Below are 15426 nucleotides of genomic sequence, written 5' to 3'. Positions count from 1 at the left end.
GTCATCTTAATTCGGTTAAAAATCCAGGCAAGCATGTTTGGGAATACTTGACATTCGTGTTGTCTCGGTGAACCTTTCTCTGTTGTGATCGCAATCCTAAAAAACAGAAGAGGCCCGTTTTATCTGATCACTACGTTTTTCGCGATCATATTTTTTGCGGTCTTCGCTTCTTCGCTTGCGATCCTATTTTCCTTATTTCTGATCGCCGTCCTGGTTTTATATCCTATTTTATTGGACTGGTTCTCTCGTCTATACGGTCAGGAAGATATTGCAGACGAACTTCATTTTGCAAAAACCAAAGATGGATGGAATATTGCATTACACAGACATATTCCTCCCATCCCGAATTCCGAACTTGCTCCGGTGATCGTTGTACATGGGATCGCTACGAACAAGTATGTGATCGATTTGGACAAAAGACATTCTCTTCCTTATTATCTAAAATTGAGAGGTTACGAGGTATTCGCCGTTTCTTTGAGAGGCGCGGGGAGTTCCTTCCATGAGAGTAGGGGAGGATACGAGGACTTCACGTTTGATGATTTAGTAAAATACGATGTTCCCGCGATCATCTCTAAGGTTCTTTCTTTGACGGAAAATAAACGTGTGAATTGGGTAGGCCATTCTATGGGTGCTATGATCTTCTATTCATACCTCGGGATCGCATCCAAATCCGAAAAAGAAAGGATCGCAAGTTTTGTTTCTCTGGGTGGTCCGGGGAATTTAAACCATTTAGGATTGAGTTTGATCGGTCTACTTTCTAGATTTCCTCGAGCTAGAAAAGTTTTGGATCTAAAGTTCGGGGCTTCTATGCTCGCTCCGCTTGCCGGGGAAATTTACACACCTATTGATCAGATACTGTATAATCCGAAAGCGACCCGTCCTAGGACCGTTAAAAAGGTAATGAAAAACGCGGTCGAAAATATCAGCGAAGGATTGATAGAACAATTCATGTCTTGGATAGAGACAAAGAAGATGAGTTCTCTAAACGGATTTTACGATTATATAGATCTTCAGAAAGAGATCACCGTTCCGAGTCTTTTTATTGCGGGTGCAAATGATGCAATCGCAACGCCTGACACTGTACGATCCGTATACGAAAGAGCAGGAACAAAGATAAAAAAATTTCACGTAATCTCTAAGGAAGAAGGAGCCAGCGACGATTATGGTCACGGCTGTTTGATCCTTGCGGAGAAGGCGGAAGACGATGTTTTCCCTAAGGTAGAAACTTTCCTAAGAGAATACGGGACCTCTAAAAAGCAGAGCTGGTTTTTGAAATTAAAAAGAAAATTCCGGCAAAAAGTGAGAGCCTAACAAGACATAAACCCTGATTTACTACCTTAAAAGAGTGGCATTCTTCCTTTTATCTCACCAGCTCTAAAGTATGTCTCAATGTAAATATGCCTAGATAATATACACACTATCTCGTTAGTCCTATAAAATAGGCAGAATATGTGAATTTGGAGAATTGGTACGCTAATTGCATAAGAACTCGGTAGAGCGAAACGAATCCAGAGAGAAACAGAATCGGATACGTAGAGGTGCTTGACCATGATAGAACTCAAATTTGGGCAAAGAAAAGTCGTTAATTTTCGCGGAGCAAGGAAGGTCGTCGGTGGTTTAACCGAGAAGAATAAGATCGATATCCTTCTCTACATCAGTAAGGAATTCGCAAACGCAGATAAGGAAGAGGAACTTTACGATATCGTAATCAGCCTCTGTAAGGACATTTTCGAGTGCGATAATACCACTCTCAGGATGTGGAAGGGAAATCTTCTGGTCCCTTCTCGCTTCTTAAAAGAGACAATCCCGCCTCGCAGAGATCTGAGCCAGGATGAAGGTTATTCTGGGTTCACTTTTAAGACCCGGATGCCCTTGCTCATTCAGGACTTAACACATCATGCGGAATACATAGACGAGGGAGAAACTACCCGAGCCGTTATGTGTGTTCCGATCATGTACAAAGAAGATTGTCTCGGGACGATTGCCGTGGAATCCGACACGGAATTTTTCTATAGAGAAGACGATTTGGAGATCTTAGAAGCTCTAGGTTCTCAGCTCGCTCTTGCGATCACAAGCGTTCGTCTGATCCAAGGTTTGGTCCAGGCGAATGAAAGAGAGGCTCAGATCCTGAAACAATTGGAATGGGATATGAGAATGGGGCGTAACGTCCAGAGCCAGATCGTAGAGACTACGATCTCTCCTTGGAACGGTCTACATTTCGGGACTTATTACGAGCCTATGACGGAAGTTTCCGGAGACTACTTTAATGTGGTTCGACAAGGGAATTCCATCACTGCGATCATAGTGGATGTTTCCGGCCATGGTATTCCTGCCGCGTTAGTCACCATGTCCATCCACTACCAATTTCAACGTTGTACTTCCCTTGGTATGGGACTGTCCGAAACTTTGGCCGAGTTGGGTGAATCCATTCGGCCACAGCTTCCGGATGGAACTTATTTCACCGCTTTCATTTTGAAGGTTTACAGCGACTATACTTATTCTTACGTGAATGCCGCTCACCAAAAAATGTTACATTACCATAACGGTCATGGAAGAATTGAGGAGCTGGATACCCAAGGAGTTCCTCTCGGTATTTTCGAAGTAGAAAGAAGTAATTTTGAAGAAAAACACGGAAGGATCCTTCCTGGAGATATTCTCTTCTTACCTACGGACGGTATTACGGAACAGAAGAATGAACAACGCCAGGAGTTAGGAAACCAACGTTTTATAGAATGGATCCGTCAGGAAAAATCCACTATAGAAGAACAAAGAGATAAGATCTATGTTTCCGATCTAGTCGGTTCCTTGATCGGAAGATTCAAAAGATATAAGGGAGATGTGAGAAACGGGGACGACGTTTCCTTGCTCGCACTTCAATGTAATCCCGAGCTTGGAAAAGCGAAGACCCTGCTTTCTCTCGCAAAGTCAGCCGCGAAAGCGAAAAAGGATCAGGTGGCTTACGACAAAGCTTTGGAAGTTTTCTCCATGGATGAATCTCTCAAAGATAGTTTAGTCCTTCTCGGAAAAATGTATTACAGAGATCGAAATTTCGAAAAGAGCGTACAGTTCTTGGAGAAATATATCAAAACGAGCGGAGAAGAATCCGAGCACATTCATTATCTTTTAGGCAGAGCGTATTATGAATTGGAAAATATCCCGGAAGCGAAGAGAGCGTTAAAACGTTCTCTTGCTATCGACCATACGTACGCTAAATCCAGCTTAAGGCTGGCGAGATGTTATTTGAAAGATAATGAAACTCCTAAGGCGATCAAGGTCCTGCAACAAGGGATCAAGAGTGCGCCTACGAATGAGTATCTAAAAATTTCCCTTAAAAAACTGGAGGAATTAGTAAAAAGAAAATCAGGAGATCTAGTCGTTTCGGAACAAAGAAAAGAAGCGGTTTAATTTTTAAAGCGAAGTTCAAGGGATCGTGTTGAAAAATATATAGGAGATTTAGGAAAAATATGCGCATATTAGTATTACTTACGCTCGCCGTTGCCTCGAGCGGAATTTGGGCCGACGATACAGCCCCGGTGACCGCCGAATCTGCGTTGAGCGCAGTCGCAACTTTAAGAGATGAAACGAACTGGTTATGGACCTGTATAGCAGGCTTTCTGGTATTTTTTATGCAGGCCGGTTTCGCTTTGGTGGAAGCTGGATTTACAAGAGCCAAAAATACGGTGAATATTCTCATGAAGAACTTCATGGACTTCTCCTTGGGCTCTTTGGCGTTTTGGTTGATCGGATTTGCGATGATGTTCGGACCTCAGATGATTAGCGGTTTCGGATTCGGTTCCATATCTTTGGCCGACAGTCTTTTGGTCGTAGACGGGAAACCTGATCCGGGCAAGTTCACATTCTTCATATTCCAATTGGTGTTTGCAGGAACTGCTGCGACCATCGTTTCGGGAGCTATGGCGGAACGGACCAAGTTCGTGGATTACGTGATCTTCTCCGTATTGATTACTGCTTTTGTGTATCCGATCTTCGGTTCTTTGGCATGGTCCAACCTATTCGATCCGGATAATAAAGGTTATTTGGTAGAAGCAGGATTTATAGACTTTGCAGGTTCCACCGTGGTGCACTCCGTAGGCGGCTGGGCAGGACTTGCAGGAACCATAGTGCTTGGACCTCGTCTGGGAAAATACCAAGACGGAAAAGTCCTTCCTATCTTAGGTCATAATATGACGATCGCGGCTCTCGGGGTTTTTATTCTTTGGTTAGGCTGGTTCGGTTTTAACCCGGGATCCACTACTTCCGTTGGTGGAGGAACCTTTGCTATCATAGCTGTTACGACTAACTTTGCGGCGGCCGCAGGTGCGGTTTCTTCCATGTTGGTTACCTGGATCCTTTTCAAAAAGCCGGACATAGGTCTAACCTTAAACGGCGCTTTGGCGGGACTTGTGGCGATCACTGCACCTTGTGCGAACGTCAGTATTAGTTCAGCGATCATCATCGGACTGGTTGCCGGGGTGCTTGTAGTATTCAGCGTGTTATTCTTTGATAAGATCAAAGTAGACGATCCTGTAGGAGCGGTATCCGTTCATGGTGTCTGTGGAGCATGGGGAACCATCGCTGCCGGCCTATTCGCTGAGGAAGCTTTCGGCGGAGTGAACGGTCTATTCTTCGGCGGTGGAATTGACCAATTATTGGTTCAGCTCCAAGGAGTAGGGATCGGATTTATTTGGGCATTCGGAGCGAGTTTATTAATCTTCTTTGCGCTCAGATTCACTATCGGTTTAAGAGTTTCCGAAGACGAAGAGATCCAAGGTCTGGATATTCTGGAACACGGAAACGAAGCATACCCGATTTCCAAATAAGACTTTCGAATATGTGAAAACCTCCGCGGTCGACTGCGGGGGTTTTTTCTTTTACCGTTGACGAAAAAGAAAGGTTCCGTGCGAATTGAGGTATGCGATCGGGCTTTTCCATCCGCTTCTTCCAGAAATCACTTTTTTTACTCTGTTTTCTTTTATTCGGATGTTTCGAATACGAAGAGACTCTCACTATCAATTCCAACTTAAGCGGCACTTTGGAAATCTCTTATGTGGTTCCGACCAAACGTAAGTCGGAAGAATCATTGATCAAATTCCTTCCCACCAGAAAAGAAGAGATCCAAAACCGATTGAATAAAGGATTTTTTTCCAAAAGCCTCATATTAAAAGATTATACCTTTCAAAAATTAGAAAGTTCCGAAGCCGAGCCTGGCGCATTCCGAGAAAAAGCAAAAGTCACTTACAAGGTTGATTTTACGGACATTTCTCAATTGGAAAATGTACTTCTCGGAAACGTTCAGATCAAAAAAGAAAAGGCCAATACGATCTATATCAAAAGAGAATTTCCTTCTATCAGCAAATCCTTGGAATCCATGCAGATGGACGGAGAGAAAAAGATCCTGAGTGAAACTTTAAGACTCATCCGAGGAAATGCACTCAATTTTAAAGTGAATTTCCCGATCACTTCCGTTTGTTATACGAACCGAGGAGAACAAGGTTTAGGGAGGCTGGTTTATAGATTACCTCTCGCGGATACTGTGGAGAAGTTCGGAAATAAGTCCTGGGATTACAGGATCACCTTCGTCTATTAAATTTCTAGGTGAAGATTGGGTGCTTGCCGCAAGGCCTTCGGCACATTGCCCTTTGGGCAACGTCGGCAAGCTTGTGCTTAGGGTGATTTTGTTTAGATGTGAATTGTGAATCGCTGCCACGTTGTTGGGCCGGGCAGCTTGATGTGTGGATTTGTATGCGATGCTGCCACGTTGTTGGGTAGGGCGGCTATTACTATAAGATCCCTAGGTCGTTGCAATATTTTCCGAACAGTTCGAAACCCTTGCGGTCGCTTTCCGTTATTTCATAATGTAGTTCTTGGGTGAGATAAGTTCGGACCAGGTCGGCAGGGAGTCTAGATTCTTTTTCGATGATTTCTTCGATATGAGCAAGGCCGTATTTTAAGGAATCCTCATAGAAACTGTCAGGTAATTCTAACGGTTTTTTAGAGGCCCAAAGTGCGAATATGAACGAAGTCCCTGTGGTTTCATACCACCATTCCGCTAGGTCTTTTACATCGTACACTTCCGGATCCCATTCTGCGAATAACGCGTTGTCCCCGAATAGCATATGGGACCCTCTTCCGATGGAAATCTCCTGTTTGATGATCTTTGGATCCGTAGGGGCAACTTCCGGCAATTGTCCGGAATCGTTATGTACTAACACCCTAACCAAGGCCATACTTGTCCTGGAACCGTTATCTGTGAGTATTCGGTAAGGAGGGTAGGCTTCCTTTTTATTTTTGAAAAACTTTATGGAGCGTACCTGATCGGAGGCGCAGACCCCAACTTTCATAGAAACGGAAAGTACGTCGGAGTTTCTAAGACATTCGATCGAGGAGATCAACCCTACGTCCACCAGGCCCCGTAATAGATAATCCTTTAATAGGGAGGGATTTTCCGGTACGACTATATGTTCTGAATTTTGCTCGAATCCCCAGGTTAAGGGACGGGCATTCAGATGTTTGACGATTCCAATTCTCACTTAACGTATTTTTCCAGAAAAAAGATCCGTATTTTCCGCCTATTTACCAAAAAAACGACACTTCACTTCTAAGCCAGAAAAATTAGTTTTTCCTTTTCTTTTCCAGGCAGTTTCCCGACTGTATTCCGAGGTAGGGACCAATTCGTCCAATCTTATGGAATGAGTCCTTCGGAACCGATGCTGATCAAAGTAGATTATGAGATCCTAAACGGTGATCATGAGGCTTTGCGTGCCTACTTGAATTCACATGTAGAAGGGAATCCTGCATCCGTAATTTTGGATCTGGATGAAGTGCAGGTGATTACTTCGGTCGCTTTAGGGACTTTGGTAGCGTTTGCAAATCGTCTCCGGGGCCAGGGTATTCTTTTGGAAACGATCAATGTCAGTCCTAAATTACTGGAAATTATTAAGTTAGTCTCTTTGGACCAGGCATTGGGTATTCGTTGATTTATGGATGAAAGTTTTTCCAGTTTTTCTCAGATAACGGACGAAGAATTCAAATTCATTAAGGATTTGATGTATAAGGAAACCGGAATATTTCTGGCGGATCATAAAAAGATAATGGTCCAATCCAGGTTGAATTCCAGGGCCAGAATGTATAAGATGCAGAATGTTTCGGAATATATCCGAGGTCTGCAGGCCGATCGTAAGTTTTTCCAAAGCGAACTTACGGAACTTATTAATCGTATCACCACCAATAAAACCGATTTTTTCCGCGAAAACCATCATTTCGAATTTTTAAAGGAAACCTTTTTTCCATCCGTAGAGGAGAAGGCTTTGAAGTCCGGAAAAAAGCAGCTACGCATCTGGTCCAGCGCTTGTTCTACCGGGGAAGAGCCTTACTCAATCGCAATCACTTGTGCGGAATATTTTATGCACAAGCCGGGTTGGGATATTAAAATTTATGCATCCGATATCGATACGAACGTGGTACAAACCGCTCAAGAAGGAATTTATAAAGCGGATCGTTTAGATCCGGTCAGTGAGACTCTCAAAAAAAGATATTTTCTAAAAGTGAAGGATCTGACCGGCAAAAATCAGGACACCTATCAAGCAAAACCTGAGATCAAGTCCATGATCGAATTTCATAAGGCAAATCTTTTAGAAACTCCTTATCCGATACGGGAGAAAATGGATTGTATCTTTTGCAGAAACGTGATTATCTATTTCGATAAGCCTACCCAAAAGAAAATTTTCGAAAATTTCGAACATGTGCTGAAAGATAGAGGGCTTTTGGTGATAGGCCATTCCGAAACTCTATTCGGTATCTCGGAAGCGTACAAGTTCTTAGGTCATACTGTATATCAGAAAAAGCCTATAATTTAATCTTGATCGGGGAGTGTTTTATGTTTCGGACATTTTATATTCTTCTAATAATAACTCTTTTTTCTTTCTCTTCCTGCAAGAATAAGGAAGACAGGGAACTTGTAGAATGGGTGGAGAAGGGCGCCCTAGTCCTGGATGTTAGAACTCCGGATGAATATGAAAAACGTCATTTTCCCGGAGCTGTCAATATTCCGATCGATAGTTTACCGTTGAGATCAGATGAACTAGGCCCGAAGGACAGGCAAATCATTTTATATTGTCAATCCGGCGGCGGACGTAGTCAAAGAGCCAAATCCCTCTTAGAGGAAAAAGGTTTTTCTCATATACGGAACGCCGGGGGAATCGACCATCTATTTTCGGTAATATCAAGTGAGTAACGGAAAGGTTCTCTTTCGGGCGATTATAATTTGAATTTTTCGGAGATATTTTTGAGTATCTCCGCCGTATTAGACAAATTCCTGGAGGAGGAAGACATCTGTTCCGCTCCGGATGCAGTGTTGATCGTATGTTCGTTGATCTGCATGATCACCTGAGAAATTTCCGAGACTGCTTTTTTCTGCTCATCCGCGGCTAATTTTACCGCTTCCGATTCGGTCTTTACTTTACCTGCGTTATCCGTCACTGCTCGATTTATATTTGTTTGGGAGCCGGTGATGGAATACAATCTGTCCATTGCATCCGACACTTGATCCACATTCCGGATGATCGCGTGGATGATCTCAGTAGATGCCTGGATCCCTTTGGCTCCGCTGTCCAGTTCTCCCGTGTTTTTAGAGATCATTGCGGAGATAGATTTGATAGAAGAAGCTGTCTTTTCTGAAAGTTTGGAGATCTCTTCTGCAACAACTGCGAACCCTTTTCCTGCTTCGCCTGCTCTCGCCGCTTCTATCGCTGCATTCAATGCGAGCAGTTGGGTTTGGTCGGAAATATCGTTGATGATTCCGATGATAGCAGTCATTTCTCCGGAGGATTTGAGAATATTCGAGATCATCGCATTCATTCCGGACAGGGATTCTTCTCCCTTTTTTGCCTGAAGGGAAATAGACTTGGCCATGTTTAGGGTATTCTGAATCTCTTCTCCGATTTGATTCACACTTTGGGAAAGTTCTGTGATCTTTATCTGGAATTCCGAAATATTCCGGTACTGATTGTAGATGGAGCCGGAGATATTGTCCATCCCCGCGGACATCTCTTCCACAGTTGCTGACATTTCCTCGGTAGAAGCCGCCGTGGATTGGGCTCCATTGGAGAAATTTTCCGAACTCGCGGATAATTCTTCCGCGGAAGATGCAAGTTCTTGGGAGATCTTTTGGATCTCTCTTACCGAGGTTCTTAGACTTTCTAAGAACGAATTGGTATCCTTACTTAGGTCTCCTATCTCGTCTTCATGATAGATCTTTAGGCTCGCAGTCAGATCGCCTGTGGACATGGAGCGGAATAGTTCTCTCGCTTCCTGTAAAGGATGAAGACGAATATTTACTATTTTATAAATAATGAATATGGAGGCTACCAGGAAGACGAACGCAAATGCTATGATCCTAAATAACATTTGATGGACTACTTCTGCGAGTTCGTCCTTGGACACCACTGCTGAGACTCTCAGGCCGTACTCCGGAACATCGTAAACCGTGGCAATTTTTTCCTTTTTGAAAAAATATTCCATATGTTGTTCGGAAGGGAGGGTTAGTAGTTTTTTACCCCAATCCGTTTTGCTCAGATCTAATTTTAGTATCAGCGACTTATCGGGATGTCCCACTACAACTCCGTTCATGTCCGTGATCGCTATGTATCCGTCCGATCCGATCGTAATTCCGTTCACTATAGTCTCTGTCATTTTGTTAAGAGAGATCGCAAAACCCAGGATACCTACTATTTGATTTCCTTCCTTAGTCGGAACCGTAAGAACAGCAACCGCTTCCCCAGTCACTGGAGAAGGGTTTACCTTACTTAAAAGATTTTTTCCCTCTAATGCAGCCTTTATATTTGCGTCAAAGCCGGTCCCTCCCCAGCGGAAATTGTTCGCTTTGCCTGTGGCATCTGCGAAAACCAAGGGATTTTCCTCCGGAGTGGATAGGAACACATTCTCGTAAGTATCATATTTTTTGAATATATTTGCGAGTATGGGATTCAGACTTCCCTTATCCCTTGCTATCGTAGCTTTGATGAACGGAGTATTGGAATTTACGAACTCGGCCAAAGTGGTTTGCTGATCGAAGAAGAACTTGATATGTTTTCCGGCTAATTTCGAGACCTTTTTCATCTCGTCTATGTAAGCTTCTTCCACGTATTTTTTGGCGGTAAAGTATGCGAAGGAGGAAATCCCCACCGTAAGTAGAACGATAGTGATCGTACTTACTGCTAGGATGATGATCTTTAAACTGTTTCTTTGCATCGTATGGGTTAAACCGGGATCGAATTAGATTTTAAATTTTTCGGTTATGTTTTTTAATATTTCCGCTGTAGTGGCAAGGTTCTGCGCGGAGGAAGACATCTGTTCCGATCCCGAGGCTGTATTTAAGGTATGCTCGTTGATCTGAGTGATCACCTGGGAGATCTCTCTTACGGCTCTTTTTTGTTCATCTGTTGCGAGTTTTACACCTTCTGCCTCCGTTCCTACACGATCCGATTGTTCGTCCACGGACTTGTTTACGGATTCTTGCGCGGAAGTGATCTCGAATAGGTGACTCATTGCTTCCCCTACGGAGTCTACGTTTTTGATGATGCTATGTAAGATCTCCACAGAGGAACGGATCCCTTTGGCGCCTTCGTCCAATTCGGAGTTGTTCTTATTGATCATCTCTCCGATGGATTTAATGGAGGAAGCCGTTTTAACTGAAAGTTTGGAGATTTCTTCCGCAACAACTGCGAATCCTTTTCCAGCTTCTCCTGCTCTTGCCGCCTCGATGGCTGCATTCAATGCGAGCAACTGTGTTTGGTCGGAAATATCGTTGATAATTCCTATAATGGATTTCATTTCTCCGGAGGACTTCAGGATATTTTCTATCATATTGCTCATTCCTGTTAGCGAACTCTCGCCTCTTTTCGCTTCTCGGGAAATGGATTCTGCGATCTGCAGGGTATTTTTGATCTCCGAGCCTATCTTTCTGACTCCGGAAGACAGTTCTTTTATTTTAGTATGAAATTCTAATATATTCGAGTATTGCCTATCGGTGACCGAGGAGATATTTTCCATTCCTGCGGACATCTCTTCCACGGTTGCCGACATCTGCTCGGATGAAGCAGCGGTGGATTGAGCGCCGGTCGCAAAACTTTGGGAAGAAACCGTCAATTCCTCCGCAGAAGAAGCAAGTTCCATCGCGATACGTTGGATATCTTTCAAAGAAGATCTTAGGCTGGCAATAAAAGAATTCAGATCCGCACTCATTACGCCAATCTCATCGTTGTATACGACTTGGATGTCCGAGGTTAGATCTCCTTGCGACATGGTTTGGAAAAGCCTGCTCGCATTTTCCAATGGATCCAGTCTCTTCTTTAGAAGAATATAAAATAGAAAAACGGAAATTCCTACTGTGATTAAACTTGTAAGCCCTATAGAAAGCAGAAGTTCTACTAATGCTTCCCTAACTTCCGCTTTGGGTTGGATGGCAATTACGGTCATTCTCCATTGGTCCAATCTGGAAACGGTGGAGTAACGATCCGATCCTTTGAAACTGAATTCGAAAATTTCTCCTGATTTCAATTCCAACATTTTTTGGCCGTAGGGTTCTTTAGCTACGTCCAAATTCATGATCATTTCCTTCTTAGGATGAGCGATCACCAAACCGGTTTGACTCATTACGGAAACATAACCTTGTTCCCCAATTCGGATCTTATTGATCACTTTTTCCGAGATATCCTCGAAGGAGAGGGCTATGTTCAAAACTCCAATGATATTCGCTCCGTCACGTATCGGAACGGAGATCACAGCAACCGGAAGTCCTGTGATGGGAGATTTTTGAGGAGGGCCTAAGTAATGTTTTCCTTCTTTTACTGCGGCGACATTGTCCTTTAGCTCGTCACCTTTCGCTTTATAACCTAGAGATCTTCCATCCAAACTATCCGCTAGGATCCTTTTTTCTCCATCCAAGCTCATAACGAAAATGTTCTCGTAAACCCCGTATCTTTGGTGGACTTCTTTAAAGAAGTCGCCCGCAATCGGTTTGCCTGTGATAGCAGTTTGTATGGCTCTTGGATCTGCGGCTAACGTTTTTGCTACGTTGGTATGGGTTAATAAGAATGCGTCGAACTCTTGAGCGACCACTGCTACGACATTCTGCATTTGATTCAGATGGTTTTCAGTGATTTTTTTCTGACCGAAGTAGTAGGCATTCCCCGAGATCAATAACGTTAATACTGTGAGAATGACGATGCCTGCGCCTAGAAGGATGAACTTTAAACTGCTTTTCTGCATACCAATAATAAAGCCTTCCCGAAGAGGCTAAGAAGTAATAAAAATTTGTCGGCCTAATCGGACAATTCCTTTCAGGCAGTTTAGCACCAGAGCGGATTTTTATTTATGGAGAGACGCATTCTATCTAGTAAAGTGTAGTAGTCAAGAATTTAGTGCTTTCGTGTTAGTTTCTATCTCAAAAGTACTTTAAAATAGTCTGGAATGAATTCTTTGCCTAAGTGCGAAGTCAAAAGGGCGTCATGTGCTCAGGGATTTGTACAGGATGTGCAAGTGAAGGAGAAGCTAAAGTATAGAAAACTGGTACGGTTCTTAGTTGCGTTTTGGATGAGCGGGTAGAACTTGGAAAACGAATTGGAACCTGTCCATTATTCGGTGCTCTATCGGGAGATACTTACCTTTTTCCTTTCCGTATTCGATAAGGACCGAGAACTCCTTTTTTTAGACGGAACAGCGGGAGAAGGAGGACATAGTCTTCTACTCTTAGAACAATTCCCAAATTCTAAACTGGTTTTAGTGGATCGGGACTCTGTCATGTTGTCCAGGGCTAAAACAAGACTTTCCGCTCATTCTTCCAGAGTGATTCCTATCGAAGCCAATTTTTCGGATCTCGATTCCGAGTTCTTGAACAGCTTCGGGATTTCCAATCCGCCGGACGGCATTCTTTTGGATTTGGGGATTTCTACCTTTCACCTTTTACACGCAGGAAGAGGTTTCAGTTTTCGAGAGAATGAACCTTTGGATATGAGACTTTCTTCTTCCGGTGGGATCTCGGCAGAAGACGTGATCAATACGTATCCGGAAAAAGTTTTAAGTAAAATTTTTTACGAGTATGGGGAAGAGCGTTGGACCAAGAAGATCGTAGAAGCGATCTTAGAAAGAAGAAGACATTCTCGGATCGGTTACTCGGGAGATCTTGCACAATTGGTTTCCAGAGTGATTCCCAGAAAGTTTTGGCCTCCGGGTAGACACCCGGCGACTCGGGTCTTCCAAGCTCTGAGGATCGAAGTGAACCAGGAACTTCTTCATATAGAGATCGGGGTAAAAAAACTTTTGGATCTGGTCGCAAGGGGCGGGCTCTTACAAGTGATCTCTTTTCATTCACTGGAAGATAGGATCGTTAAAAACTTGTTCAGGGACTATGCAAGAACTGGAGAAGCGAAACTTCTTACCAAAAAGCCCGTGCTTCCGACGGATGCCGAGATGAAAGAAAATCCTGCTTCTCGTTCCGCAAAATTACGTGTCATCCATAAATCCCTTCCGACCGATATTGAAGAGGAAGAGGAGGATGAAGAAGAATGAGTAAGGTTTCCGAATTTTTATCCATCCGTCTTTGGCCTGATCTAGGTTTTTTGTTTCGAATATTCGGTTGGATAGTACTCCCTTTTAGTATCGTACTTTTATTCGTTTGGCAGAATGTACAGGTTTCTAGACTAAACAGAGAACTATCAATCGCCTCCCAAGAAAAAGAAAAACTTTTAAAGAAAAATGACGATTTAAAGATCGGAATGGCGACTTATACTTCTGCACGTAGGATAGAAGCTTTATATCGTAAAACTTATCATTATTTGCCGATCACTGTAGGTGATCGTATTATTACCGTGACTCTTCCTCCGGAAAGAAACGAGGCGGAACTTGAAACTTTCAGAGCTCCTTGATCTTTTTCCGAATATTAAATTAATTTCAGGTTCTTATACTTCCGACGATAAGATTGAATTTGTCCGCACTGATTCCAGAAAGTTAGGACCGAATGACCTATTTTGTCTCCCCGATTCTTCGGGAGATAAGGGAGCAGAATACGCCAAGGCCGCTTCCTCTAAATATATATTAATAGGATCTAAATTACAAATTCCGAAATTAGAAAACAAGATCGTTCTTAGAACTGATCTGGACCCGGAAAGTTTAGCCGGTCCGATCGCTTCTATTATTTTAGATAATCCCTCTTCCAAACTAAAAGTGATAGGAGTAACAGGGACTAACGGTAAAACTTCCTTAACTCATATCTTAGCTTACTTGGGAGAATCTCAGGGAAAATCCTGCGGGATCATAGGAACCACAGGCGTAAAATTTAAGGGTATATTATCCGACACAGGATACACCACTCCGGATCCAAGTAGCCTTCAAGCCATTCTGAAAGAAATGTACGATTCGGGAGTGGAATATGTTTTTATGGAGGCGAGTTCTCACGGTTTAAAACTCGGAAGAACCAACGGGGTCCAATTTAAGGCAGGAGTATTTTCTAATCTCACTCAAGATCATTTGGATTTTCATCCGGATATGGAAGATTATCTAAAAAGTAAGGCGCTTCTGTTTTCTTCCGTAGCTTCCTATCCGGAAACTTTCGGTGTTATAGATTCGGATGCTCCCGGTGGAAAAGATTTTAAATCCACAGTGGAGGTTTCTTCTCCGGCCCTAAAACTTTTCTCCCTCGGTAGAAATTCAGGAGAATTCGAGATCCATTCCGAATCATTCTCCTTGGAAAAAACTTCTTACCTGATCCGTCTTTCCGAGGTTTGGGGCGGAGATACGAAGATTACCACAAATCTTCTTGGCGGTTTTAATGTAAGGAACACCGCGCTTGCATTTGTGACCGCACTGGGATTGGGTTGGGATAAAAGATCCCTTCTATCCGCTTTGGAAAGTATTCCTCAGATTCCGGGAAGATTTCAGATCTACTATAGTAAGGATAGGTCCAAAATGGCGGTCGTGGATTATGCTCATACTCCGGATGCCCTGGAAAATATTTTGAAAAGTATCCGAGAATCGAAACCGAAAGAACTGATCGCACTTTTCGGATGTGGTGGGGATAGGGACAAGAGCAAACGTCCTAAAATGGCGAAGATCGCTCAAGAACTTGCAGACAAGGTGATTCTCACTTCCGATAACCCAAGAACGGAAGATCCGGAAAGTATCTTGGATGATATACAAGCAGGTTTTTCCTCCGGATACTCCCCAATGCTCAGAGAAGTGGATCGAGCAAAAGCCATTCTATACGGGATCTCCCACTTGAAAGAAGGCGGCTGTCTTCTTGTAGCCGGAAAAGGACATGAAGACTACCAGATCATAGGTAGGGATAAAAGGTATTTTGACGACGGGCAAGAGATCCAAAAGGCATTCGGTTCCTTCCATCAATAATCACAATCCTCCTGAAGTCTCGGGCGC

Annotated in this window: 13 protein-coding genes; 10 read left to right on the top strand and 3 right to left on the bottom strand. The window is 43.3% G+C overall.

Features of this window, described 5'->3' with window-relative positions:
* Window positions 1–84: 84 nt before the first annotated feature.
* The 4 genes from AB3N61_RS13155 (at window position 85) to AB3N61_RS13140 (ending at window position 5587) form a co-directional block, all read left to right on the top strand.
* Window positions 85–1311, top strand: coding sequence for an alpha/beta fold hydrolase (locus AB3N61_RS13155; protein WP_020768874.1), 1227 nt, complete (start codon window positions 85–87; stop codon window positions 1309–1311).
* Between the two features lie 237 nt (window positions 1312–1548).
* Window positions 1549–3405, top strand: coding sequence for a SpoIIE family protein phosphatase (locus AB3N61_RS13150; RefSeq protein ID WP_020768894.1), 1857 nt, complete (start codon window positions 1549–1551; stop codon window positions 3403–3405).
* 59 nt (window positions 3406–3464) lie between these two features.
* Window positions 3465–4820, top strand: a complete 1356-nt coding sequence (locus AB3N61_RS13145) for an ammonium transporter (protein WP_367897799.1) — start codon at window positions 3465–3467, stop codon at window positions 4818–4820.
* A gap of 92 nt (window positions 4821–4912) precedes the next feature.
* Window positions 4913–5587, top strand: coding sequence for an LIC11874 family lipoprotein (locus AB3N61_RS13140; RefSeq protein ID WP_367897798.1), 675 nt, complete (start codon window positions 4913–4915; stop codon window positions 5585–5587).
* 193 nt (window positions 5588–5780) lie between these two features.
* On the opposite strand, the gene AB3N61_RS13135 is transcribed toward AB3N61_RS13140, so the two are convergent.
* Entirely contained in the window at window positions 5781–6530 is a 750-nt protein-coding gene (locus AB3N61_RS13135; protein ID WP_020768899.1) for a menaquinone biosynthetic enzyme MqnA/MqnD family protein, read from the bottom strand.
* 177 nt (window positions 6531–6707) lie between these two features.
* On the opposite strand from AB3N61_RS13135, the gene AB3N61_RS13130 reads away from it, so the two are divergent.
* Genes AB3N61_RS13130 through AB3N61_RS13120 form a run of 3 tightly spaced genes read left to right on the top strand, consistent with a single transcriptional unit; the run spans window position 6708 to window position 8233 of the window.
* Window positions 6708–6977 (top strand): STAS domain-containing protein, encoded by a 270-nt coding sequence (locus AB3N61_RS13130; protein WP_020768761.1) that lies wholly within the window; start codon window positions 6708–6710, stop codon window positions 6975–6977.
* A gap of 3 nt (window positions 6978–6980) precedes the next feature.
* A complete protein-coding gene (locus tag AB3N61_RS13125; protein ID WP_020768922.1) occupies window positions 6981–7856 on the top strand; it encodes a CheR family methyltransferase in 876 nt (291 codons plus the stop codon).
* Between the two features lie 20 nt (window positions 7857–7876).
* Window positions 7877–8233, top strand: a complete 357-nt coding sequence (locus AB3N61_RS13120) for a rhodanese-like domain-containing protein (RefSeq protein ID WP_020768851.1) — start codon at window positions 7877–7879, stop codon at window positions 8231–8233.
* A 23-nt stretch (window positions 8234–8256) separates the two neighbouring features.
* Here the strand turns inward: AB3N61_RS13120 and AB3N61_RS13115 are convergent, their stop codons facing one another.
* Both AB3N61_RS13115 and AB3N61_RS13110 read right to left on the bottom strand, forming a co-directional pair.
* Window positions 8257–10248 (bottom strand): methyl-accepting chemotaxis protein, encoded by a 1992-nt coding sequence (locus AB3N61_RS13115; RefSeq protein WP_367897797.1) that lies wholly within the window; start codon window positions 10246–10248, stop codon window positions 8257–8259.
* A 24-nt stretch (window positions 10249–10272) separates the two neighbouring features.
* On the bottom strand, window positions 10273–12267 hold the full coding sequence (locus tag AB3N61_RS13110) for a methyl-accepting chemotaxis protein (protein WP_367897796.1): 1995 nt from the start codon (window positions 12265–12267) through the stop codon (window positions 10273–10275).
* A gap of 339 nt (window positions 12268–12606) precedes the next feature.
* Between AB3N61_RS13110 and rsmH the strand changes: the two genes are divergently transcribed.
* Genes rsmH through AB3N61_RS13095 form a run of 3 tightly spaced genes read left to right on the top strand, consistent with a single transcriptional unit; the run spans window position 12607 to window position 15399 of the window.
* Complete coding sequence (rsmH, locus tag AB3N61_RS13105) at window positions 12607–13566, top strand: 16S rRNA (cytosine(1402)-N(4))-methyltransferase RsmH (RefSeq protein ID WP_020768925.1); 960 nt, start codon at window positions 12607–12609, stop codon at window positions 13564–13566.
* A complete protein-coding gene (locus AB3N61_RS13100; RefSeq protein WP_020768942.1) occupies window positions 13563–13922 on the top strand; it encodes a hypothetical protein in 360 nt (119 codons plus the stop codon). The genes rsmH and AB3N61_RS13100 overlap by 4 nt, the downstream gene beginning before the upstream one ends.
* Window positions 13900–15399 (top strand): UDP-N-acetylmuramoyl-L-alanyl-D-glutamate--2,6-diaminopimelate ligase, encoded by a 1500-nt coding sequence (locus AB3N61_RS13095; RefSeq protein ID WP_020768927.1) that lies wholly within the window; start codon window positions 13900–13902, stop codon window positions 15397–15399. Before AB3N61_RS13100 ends, AB3N61_RS13095 begins: the two co-directional genes overlap by 23 nt.
* Window positions 15400–15426: the final 27 nt, after the last annotated feature.

Origin of the sequence: Leptospira sp. WS58.C1, from assembly GCF_040833995.1 — a bacterium.
In the GTDB taxonomy this organism is placed as follows: domain Bacteria; phylum Spirochaetota; class Leptospiria; order Leptospirales; family Leptospiraceae; genus Leptospira_B; species Leptospira_B cinconiae.
This window is presented reverse-complemented; position numbering and strand designations above follow the sequence as displayed.

Coding starts and splice junctions, on each gene's coding strand:
- AB3N61_RS13140 (WP_367897798.1), top strand. CDS start 4,913: ATGCGATCGGGCTTTTCCATCCGCTTCTTCCAGAAATCACTTTTTTTA.
- AB3N61_RS13125 (WP_020768922.1), top strand. CDS start 6,981: ATGGATGAAAGTTTTTCCAGTTTTTCTCAGATAACGGACGAAGAATTC.
- AB3N61_RS13130 (WP_020768761.1), top strand. CDS start 6,708: ATGCTGATCAAAGTAGATTATGAGATCCTAAACGGTGATCATGAGGCT.
- AB3N61_RS13150 (WP_020768894.1), top strand. CDS start 1,549: ATGATAGAACTCAAATTTGGGCAAAGAAAAGTCGTTAATTTTCGCGGA.
- AB3N61_RS13100 (WP_020768942.1), top strand. CDS start 13,563: ATGAGTAAGGTTTCCGAATTTTTATCCATCCGTCTTTGGCCTGATCTA.
- AB3N61_RS13145 (WP_367897799.1), top strand. CDS start 3,465: ATGCGCATATTAGTATTACTTACGCTCGCCGTTGCCTCGAGCGGAATT.
- AB3N61_RS13115 (WP_367897797.1), bottom strand. CDS start 10,248: ATGCAAAGAAACAGTTTAAAGATCATCATCCTAGCAGTAAGTACGATC.
- AB3N61_RS13110 (WP_367897796.1), bottom strand. CDS start 12,267: ATGCAGAAAAGCAGTTTAAAGTTCATCCTTCTAGGCGCAGGCATCGTC.
- AB3N61_RS13120 (WP_020768851.1), top strand. CDS start 7,877: ATGTTTCGGACATTTTATATTCTTCTAATAATAACTCTTTTTTCTTTC.